This window comes from Streptomyces sp. NPDC054813, from assembly GCF_053611365.1.
On the sequence record NZ_JBSHAF010000002.1, the window covers coordinates 460,645 to 468,984 of the forward strand.

Genomic DNA, 8,340 nt, shown 5'->3' on the forward strand with positions numbered 1-8,340 from the left:
CTGTCACCTCCCCTGTCTCTTCTTTTCGCAGGTCGCAAGTCGCAAGGAGCCCGTACCCCATGACGTCCACCGTGCCCAACGCCGTCGAGCACGCAGACGAGCAGCAGCCGCCGATCACCATGTTCGGGCCGGACTTCCCGTACGCGTACGACGACTTCCTCGCCCACCCGGCGGGCCTCGGCCAGATACCCGCGGCCGAGCACGGCACCGAGATCGCGGTCATCGGCGGCGGGCTGTCCGGCATCGTGGCCGCGTACGAGCTGATGAAGATGGGCCTGAAGCCGGTCGTGTACGAGGCCGACCAGATCGGCGGACGGCTGCGGACCGTCGGCTTCGAAGGCTGCGACCCCTCGCTGAGCGCCGAGATGGGCGCGATGCGCTTCCCGCCGTCCTCCACCGCCCTCCAGCACTACATCGACCTGGTGGGACTGGAGACCCGGCCCTTCCCCAACCCCCTTGCGGAGGCGACCCCTTCGACCGTCGTCGACCTCAAGGGCGAGTCGCACTACGCCGAGACGGCCGCCGACCTGCCGCAGGTCTACCGTGACGTCGCCGACGCCTGGAACAAGTGCCTCGAAGAGGGCGCCGACTTCTCCGACATGAACCGCGCCATGCGCGAGCGGGACGTGCCGCGCATCCGCGAGATCTGGTCCCGGCTCGTCGAGAAGCTCGACAACCAGACCTTCTACGGCTTCCTCTGCGACTCCGAGGCCTTCAAGTCCTTCCGGCACCGCGAGATCTTCGGCCAGGTCGGCTTCGGGACGGGCGGCTGGGACACGGACTTCCCGAACTCCATCCTGGAGATCCTGCGGGTCGTCTACACCGAGGCCGACGACCACCACCGCGGGATCGTCGGGGGCAGCCAGCAGCTCCCGGTCCGGCTCTGGGAACGCGAGCCGGAGAAGATCGTGCACTGGGCGTACGGCACCTCGCTCGCGAAACTGCACGCGAACGGCGCGCCCCGCCCCGCCGTGACCCGGCTGCACCGCACCACCGGCAACCGGATCACCGTGACGGACGCGAACGGCGACATCCGCACCTACCAGGCGGCGATCTTCACCGCCCAGTCCTGGATGCTGCTCTCGAAGATCGCCTGCGACGACTCGCTCTTCCCGATCGACCACTGGACCGCGATCGAGCGCACCCACTACATGGAGTCCTCGAAGCTGTTCGTCCCCGTCGACCGGCCCTTCTGGCTGGACAAGGACGAGGACACCGGCCGGGACGTCATGTCGATGACGCTCACCGACCGGATGACCCGCGGCACCTACCTCCTCGACGACGGCCCGGACAAGCCGGCCGTCATCTGCCTCTCCTACACCTGGTGCGACGACAGCCTGAAGTGGCTGCCGCTGTCCGCGAACGAGCGGATGGAGGTGATGCTGAAGTCGCTCGGCGAGATCTATCCGAAGGTCGACATCAGGAAGCACATCATCGGCAACCCGGTGACCGTCTCCTGGGAGAACGAGCCCTACTTCATGGGCGCGTTCAAGGCCAACCTGCCCGGCCACTACCGCTACCAGCGGCGCCTGTTCACGCACTTCGTGCAGGACCGGCTGCCCGCGGACAAGCGGGGCATCTTCCTCGCCGGCGACGACATCTCCTGGACGGCGGGGTGGGCCGAGGGCGCCGTCCAGACCGCGCTGAACGCGGTCTGGGGCGTCATGCACCACTTCGGAGGCGAGACCGACCCGGTCAACCCGGGCCCCGGTGACGTCTACGACGAGATCGCGCCGGTCGAACTCCCCGAGGACTAGACCCCGGCCGCCCGGGCCTTCTCGTAGACCTCCGCGGCGACTTCCTTGAGTTCCTGGGCGTCCCGCGGAGTGGTCTGGAGGTCGACCAGGATCTCCTCCAGGCCGACCGCCGCGTGCGTCACCAGGTCCTCGACGATCTGGTCGGCGCTGCCCTGGAAGGGCTGGCGGTCCGGGCCGTCATAGGGCTTGGCCGTGTACACGGCGTTGACCCGCACGACCGTCTGGATCGGGTCCGTGCGGCCGCGTTCGGCCGCCAGGTCCTGCAACTCCCGCCACTGGGCCGCCAGCTGCTCGGCGCCCATGCCCACCGGCAGCCAGCCGTCGGCGTGGTCCACCAGCCGCCGCTGGGCCTTCTTGTTGCCCGCGGCCAGCAGGATCGGGATCGGCCGGGCGGGTTTGGGACCGACCACGGCGGAGGCGATCTTCGTCAGTTGGCCGTCGTACTTCACCGGGTCCGGGCCCCACACCGCCCGGCACACCTCGATCAGTTCGTCGAGCACCCTGCCGCGCTCCTCGAACGGCCGGATTCCGGCGGCCGCGTACTCGTCGAGCGACCATCCGGTGCCCAGGCCCGCGATCACCCGGCCGCCGCTCGCCGCGTCCAGCGAGGCCAGGGACTTGGCCAGTTGGAAGGGGACGTGCAGCGGCGCCACCAGCACACTGCTGCCCAGCCGCGCCCGTTCGGTGGCCGCGGCGGCGATGGCCAGCGTGACCAGGGGCTCGGCCACGTCCCGGTACGCGTCCGGCCAGGGGAGGCCCTCGATGCCGTACAGGCCCTGGGTGGCGGGCTCCGGGAAGAGGGCCCGCTCGAAGACCCACAGGCTGTCGTAGCCGATCTCCTCGGCGGTACGGGCCACGTCCGGAACGTCTGTGCCGATGGAATACTGCCGCATCTGGGGGAGGCTGAGGCCCAGCCGAGTCGCCATACCGGTGCTCCTTCGCAATCGGGTGCGTGCCGTCAACGTAAGGCGATCACAAGGGGATCCCGAGGCGGCTCGTGCATCGATCGGATCAGGCCACCTCAGCCGGACAGCGGTGTGAGCAGCATCCGGCCCGCCAGCCCCACGGCCGCGTCCAGCCGCTCGGTGAACTCCTCGGCCAGGTCACCGAACCGGCGCAGCGCCCACAGCATCCGCGCCGCCGACCAGGTGGCGTCCCGGGCCCGCTCCAGGCTCCAGGAACCGAGCAGATGGGTCAGCGGATCGGCGATCTGGAGCAGGTCGGGACCCGGCATCAGATCCTCACGGATGCGCTCCTCCAGCGAGACGAGGAGCTCGCCCACGCGGTCGAACTCGTCCTCCAGATCGGCCGGTTCGCAGCCGAGCGTACGACAGCTGTCCACCACGGCCAGCGCCAGGTCGTGCCCGATGTGCGCGTTGATGCCCGCGAGCGCGAACTGCAGCGGCCGTACACCGGGATGCCGGCGGAGCTGGAACAGCGGCCGCCAGCAGGCCGGCGGACGGCGGTCGCCGGCGGCCGCGTCCACGGCGGCCAGGTACCGCTCCGCGAACCGTACGTCCAGCGTCGCGGCGGCTCTCGGGTCCCCGAACCGGCCCGCGTCCAGTCGCCGTTCGACCTCCTCCGTGACGGAGAGGTAGACACGGTTGAAGACCGCGACCCCGTCCCGCCCGGGCAGGGCCGCGTCCAGCGCGCGCATCCGGGAGACGACGGTGCCGACCGGAGCGGTGAGGTGTTCCGACTGCGCCATGGGGGAAGGGTCCCAGCCCTGGGCTGCCGAGCGCGCCGACGGGCCCGGCGCGTCCCCGGAACGGGGGACGGCGTCGCACGTGAGGGGGAGCACGGCCGTGCCTGGCCCACCTGCCCGGCTCCCGCACTCGGTGCATCACCAACCAGCATGTGGATTCGGCCATTTGGCAATTTTTACGTTGCTGGGCGGGCGCCGTCCGGTTCCTGTCACCGGTGCCCCGCCGCTGGGTGGACCCTCCCCGCAGGTCAGACAGGACGCGACGTCCCGGCCCGGTGAAGCGCGCGGTCCGGGCGTACCGTTCGGGTGTCCTCTTTGCCCGTTCGGTCAGCCGGAGCGGCTTCGTGGGTCCGGAGCGGTGTCCCACCTGCGCATACGGGTCCGGGGGGTCGGCCGCCGGAAGGTTGTCGCGAAGCGTTGGCGTACGACGGTCCTTACCTGGAGACCCGGCGGGACGCTTCCTAAGGTGGGGAGCGACGTCGCCGGACGCGCCGAGCGCGGCGACACCGGAGGCCGCGAACCGGATCCGGGGGAGTACGGTCCACGAGATGTCCGATGTCGGAGTGACCTCATGGAAAACCCTCAGTTCGCCGAGATGCTGATGCGCACCAGACTGCGTTCCGGCATCACCCAGCAACAGCTGGCCGACCTCTCCACCATCAGTTCCCGCGCGATCAGAAACCTGGAGAAGGGCCATGTGCGCCATCCGCGCAAGGAGACCGTCCAGTTGCTCGCCGACGCTCTCCGCATCGACGGGTCCACTCGGCACCGACTGCTGAAACTCGCCGTGGAAGAGGAGTGCGAGGGCCCACACGGAAGTCCGGGCGACGTCCGCCCGGACTTCGGACGGGCGGCCGACCCGGTGGAGTCCTTTCCCGACGCTCACGGACTCCCCGAACGAGGGTTGCGATTATCCGGATCCTCACTCGGACAGGGATCGATCCCCCTCGCCTCTCCCGCCTCCGCCCGGGGAACGCACGACGACCCCGGCCCGGGAGCCCCTGTGGGGACCACCCCGGCGGCCACTTCCGGAACCGGCACGGCCGGTCACGGCCGGGACGGGGAACCCGCCGGTCCTCCGGGTGCGCGGCGCCCGGCGCACACCTGCGCATACGAGTACAGGGCCGTTCCGCTCCCCGAGGGCGCCGGCCCCGGTGCCACCGGCGTCCTCAACGACATGGCCCGCGACGGCTGGCGGTTGGCCGCCGTCGACGGCGGCACCGCCTACCTGGAACGTCGCACCCGCTGAGGTCGCGGGCGCGCCCCCGCGGTACGCCGGCGCCCGGCCGTGACACTCCCGCGCGCCCTGTGGGATCCCGCTCCCGAGCGGCACCTCCCGCAGGGCGCTCGCACGTGCCCGCGACCCTTCGTCCGGCCACCGGAATTCCGGTCATGTTCCGCCGGAAAATTCCGGAGCGACCGCTTCCCTCCTCTAGCGTCAAGCAGGCGAAGTTCTTCACCTGACCCTTTAGAGAACGAGGGAGCACGAAGAATGTCAGCACCCGCAGTCGTGGTCGGCACGCACCTCCCACCCGGGCCGCGAGCACACCTCACCTCCGATACGACCCGCCAGATTCTGCGCCTGCAGAACTTATTCCTGCGGCATGCCCGCGAATTCCTGTACGACGCCGGATTCGTGGAACTCCTCCCTCCCGTCATCGGCCCGGTAACCGACCCCGGAATTCGCGGAGCCAAACAGGTCGACGTCGACTTCTACGGCCACCGGTACAAACTCATGACGAGCGCCTTCGTCTACAAGCAGGCGGCCCTGCTCGCCTTCGACAAGATCTTCTACGTCGCTCCGAACGTGCGGATGGAGCCGCTGGAGACCTGTTCGACCCAGCGCCATCTGGCGGAGTTCCATCAGCTGGACATCGAGATGGCGCACACCAGCCGCGAACAGGTCATGGACCTGGCCGAGGAGCTGATCGTCACCGCCACCCGGGCGGTCCTCGCCGAGTCCGGACCCGCCCTGTGCGACCTGGGGCGCGATGTGGACTCGCTGCGGGCGATGCTCGCGGCCCCGTTCGAACGGCTCGCCCACGTGGACGCCGTCACCCGCCTCATCGACGGCGGCCACGGCCAGAGCGCGGCGGCCGAGATCGACTGGGAGGGTGAGCGCATCCTCTCCGAGGGCAGCTCCCGCCCCGTGTTCCTGACCGACTACCCCAAGGGCTCGCGCGTCTTCCTGGAGCGCGAGGACAGTGAACGGCCGGGCGTGCTGCGGACGTTCGACCTCCTCATGCCGGAAGGGTACGGCGAGGTCATCAGCGGCGGTGAACGCGAGTCGGACTACCGGCGCCTGATCACCCGGATGCGTGAGACGGGGGAGAACCCCGCCAAGTACGGCTGGTACCTGGACGAGGTGAAGAAGGGCATACCGCCGAGCGCGGGCTTCGGGCTCGGTGTCCAGCGATTCACCCGCTACCTGGTGGGCGCCGACTACGTGTGGCAGACCACCGCCTTCCCGAAGCTTCCCGGCGTCGTCTCGCCCTGACCGCGGAGGTGCCGCGATGACCCGCATCACGAGCCACCCGCAGCGCGAGATCGGCGCGACCGCGCGGGGCGGGGTGCTGCCCGCCGCCGCGTTCCTCGACCACCTCCCCCGACTCCCCCCACGCCCGGCCGGACCCGCCGTGAAAGGGGCCGCCCCCGTGGCACCGGCCGCCACGGGAGCCGCGACGGCCGGACCGGCCACGGCGCCCGCACCGGCGCAGGTGCTTGCGCCGCCCGCCCCGCCCTCCGCCGAACCGCCCCGGGTCCTCCTGGTCGACGGAGACCCGGTCTCCCGCCAGGTCTTCGGCGGCACCCTGCAGGCGGACGACCAGGTCAGCCTCGTCGCCACCGGCGACAGCCGCCGCCCGCCCGCCGAGTGGCCGCTGCACCGGGCGGACCTGACGATCCTGGTCTCCGGCCCGCTGGAGAACCACGTCCTCAAGGCCCAGGACGTCACCCGCCGAGGCGGCAGGACCCTCCTGGTGGGCGTCGACTGGACCAAGCACCGGCTGGACGCCGCCCTGGCCTCGGGCACCTCCGGCTGCCTGAGCAAGGACTGGGCGCTGTCCCACCTGCCGCAGGCCGCTGCCGCCGCCGCGACCGGGCACATCGTGCTCTCTCCGGACCTCGTCGGACTCTGCGTGGCCATGCAGCCCGCGGACGCCGGCCGGAATCTCGCGGTCCGGCTGCGCTGCCTGACACGACGGGAACGGGAGGTGCTGACCCTGCTCGCGGAGGGGATGTCGACCGGCGAGGTGTCCGACTGCCTCGTCGTCTCCCCAGCCACCATCAAGAGCCACGTCTCCCACGCCCTGACCAAACTGTGCGTGCGCAACCGCCTCGAAGCGGTCCTGCTGATGCAGGCGGCTCTGGGCTGCGGTGTCCAGCACGGCGAACTCAGCCCCGGAGAGATCTGAAAGGAACCGATCATGCCCGCATACGTCCTGGTGGGATACAGCGCGGACCTGCTCCGCGTCCTCGACGGCTTCCTGGCGCCGGACAGCGTCCTCGTCGTGGACGAACCGGAAGTCCTCGCCGTACGAGGCGCCCGCGACCGCACCGGCGAGATCGCCTGCTTCGCCGACGTCCTGCCCGCCCCGGTCCAGACCGACGCGGACCGGCTCCCCGCTCTCATCGCTCCGCCGCCCGGTGTACGTGCCGTGCTGCCGGGCAACGACTACGGCGTCGTGGCCGGGGCGGTTCTCGCCGACGCCTGGGGCCTGCCCGGCCCCGGCACCGAGGCCGCCCGGATCTTCCGCGACAAGCGCCGTCAGCGGCGGCTCGCCGACGAGGCGGGCATCCCGCAGCCCGCCTGGAGAGAGGTGTCCGACGCGGCCGAAGCGGCGGACTTCGCCGCCGGATGCCCCGACGGCTTCGTCCTCAAGCCCGCCAACCTCCAGTCCAGCGAAGGCGTCCTGCTCCTCGAACCGGGCGCGGACGTGGCGGCGGCCTGGCGGCACACCACCGCGCCCAACGCCACCGGCGGAACCATGCGCCTGAGCGGCGGACCCACCCCCTACCTGGCCGAACGACGGCTTCTGGGCGAGGAGTTCAGCGCGGAGCTGCTGCTGCGCGACGGGACTCCGCTGTTCTGCAACGCGACCGCCAAGCGCCTGCTCGGCGGGGTCCACCCGGTGGAGATGGGGCACGTCGTCCCGGCTCCCCCCGAGAGCGGTGTACGCGGATCGCTGCGCGACAGCATGCTGGCACTGGCCCGCGCGTCCGGCTTCCGCACCGGAGTCATGCACGGCGAGTGGATCATCGAGGACGGGGTGCCGCACCTGGTGGAGTGCGCCGCGCGGCTGCCCGGCGACCAGATCCACCGGCTCATCGAACTCGCCTATGACTGGAGCCTGTTGCGCAACTGGTTCCGCGTCGCGGCCGGGGAGGAGCCCGCTCCGGTGCCCGGACGGCCGGGGGGCGCCGCCATCCGGTTCCTGGGTGTCTCGCCCGGGCGCGTAACGTCCGTCAGCGGGATCGACGAGGCCCGGTCCACGGCGGGCGTGTGCGACGTCGCCGTCGCCGTGGAGGTGGGCTCGCACGTCGAGCCGATCCGCAGTTCCTGGGAGCGCTCCGGCTTCGTGATCGCCACGGGGCCGGACGGCAGGGGCGCCGAACGCACGGCTCGTTCGGCGTCCGAGCGCATCGTCATCGCGACCGAGCAGGACGCGTTGGCCGACGTCTGACCCGCACCACCCGCCGCCCTCCGCGCGCGCCCCGCCGGGATCCTTCCGGCGGGGCGCGTGGGTGCGGGGTGGGACGGACGACGGGGGCCGGCCCCCCCCCCCCGGGGGGGGCGGGGGGCGGGGGGCGGCCCCGGGGGGCGCGGGGAAGTGGGGGGGGGGGGGGGGGCCCCCCCCCCCGCCCCCGCCCCCCCGGCCC

At 71.6% G+C, this 8,340-nt stretch carries 7 protein-coding genes; 5 read left to right on the forward strand and 2 right to left on the reverse strand.

The features are described 5' to 3' along the window. Window positions 1-59: 59 nt before the first annotated feature. A complete protein-coding gene (locus ACWGJB_RS05515) occupies window positions 60-1,757 on the forward strand; it encodes a flavin monoamine oxidase family protein (RefSeq protein WP_453378933.1) in 1,698 nt (565 codons plus the stop codon). Here the strand turns inward: ACWGJB_RS05515 and ACWGJB_RS05520 are convergent. Beyond that, entirely contained in the window at window positions 1,754-2,683 is a 930-nt protein-coding gene (locus ACWGJB_RS05520) for an LLM class F420-dependent oxidoreductase (protein ID WP_453378934.1), read from the reverse strand. The genes ACWGJB_RS05515 and ACWGJB_RS05520 overlap by 4 nt on opposite strands. Before the next feature lie 95 nt (window positions 2,684-2,778). Beyond that, the gene (locus ACWGJB_RS05525) at window positions 2,779-3,465 is read right to left on the reverse strand and encodes a DUF5995 family protein (RefSeq protein ID WP_453378935.1); all 687 of its coding nucleotides are present in this window, start codon (window positions 3,463-3,465) and stop codon (window positions 2,779-2,781) included. Between the two features lie 568 nt (window positions 3,466-4,033). On the opposite strand from ACWGJB_RS05525, the gene ACWGJB_RS05530 reads away from it, so the two are divergent. The 4 genes from ACWGJB_RS05530 to ACWGJB_RS05545 all read left to right on the forward strand — a co-directional run bounded on the left by ACWGJB_RS05530 (window position 4,034) and on the right by ACWGJB_RS05545 (window position 8,144). Next, a complete protein-coding gene (locus tag ACWGJB_RS05530; protein ID WP_453378936.1) occupies window positions 4,034-4,711 on the forward strand; it encodes a helix-turn-helix domain-containing protein in 678 nt (225 codons plus the stop codon). 243 nt (window positions 4,712-4,954) lie between these two features. After that, window positions 4,955-5,959 carry an asparagine synthetase A gene (locus ACWGJB_RS05535; RefSeq protein ID WP_453378937.1) on the forward strand — a complete coding sequence of 335 codons (1,005 nt, stop codon included), beginning with the start codon at window positions 4,955-4,957 and terminating at the stop codon, window positions 5,957-5,959. A gap of 16 nt (window positions 5,960-5,975) precedes the next feature. Then, complete coding sequence (locus ACWGJB_RS05540; RefSeq protein ID WP_453378938.1) at window positions 5,976-6,875, forward strand: response regulator transcription factor; 900 nt, start codon at window positions 5,976-5,978, stop codon at window positions 6,873-6,875. 12 nt (window positions 6,876-6,887) lie between these two features. Next, complete coding sequence (locus tag ACWGJB_RS05545) at window positions 6,888-8,144, forward strand: ATP-grasp domain-containing protein (RefSeq protein ID WP_453378939.1); 1,257 nt, start codon at window positions 6,888-6,890, stop codon at window positions 8,142-8,144. Window positions 8,145-8,340: the final 196 nt, after the last annotated feature.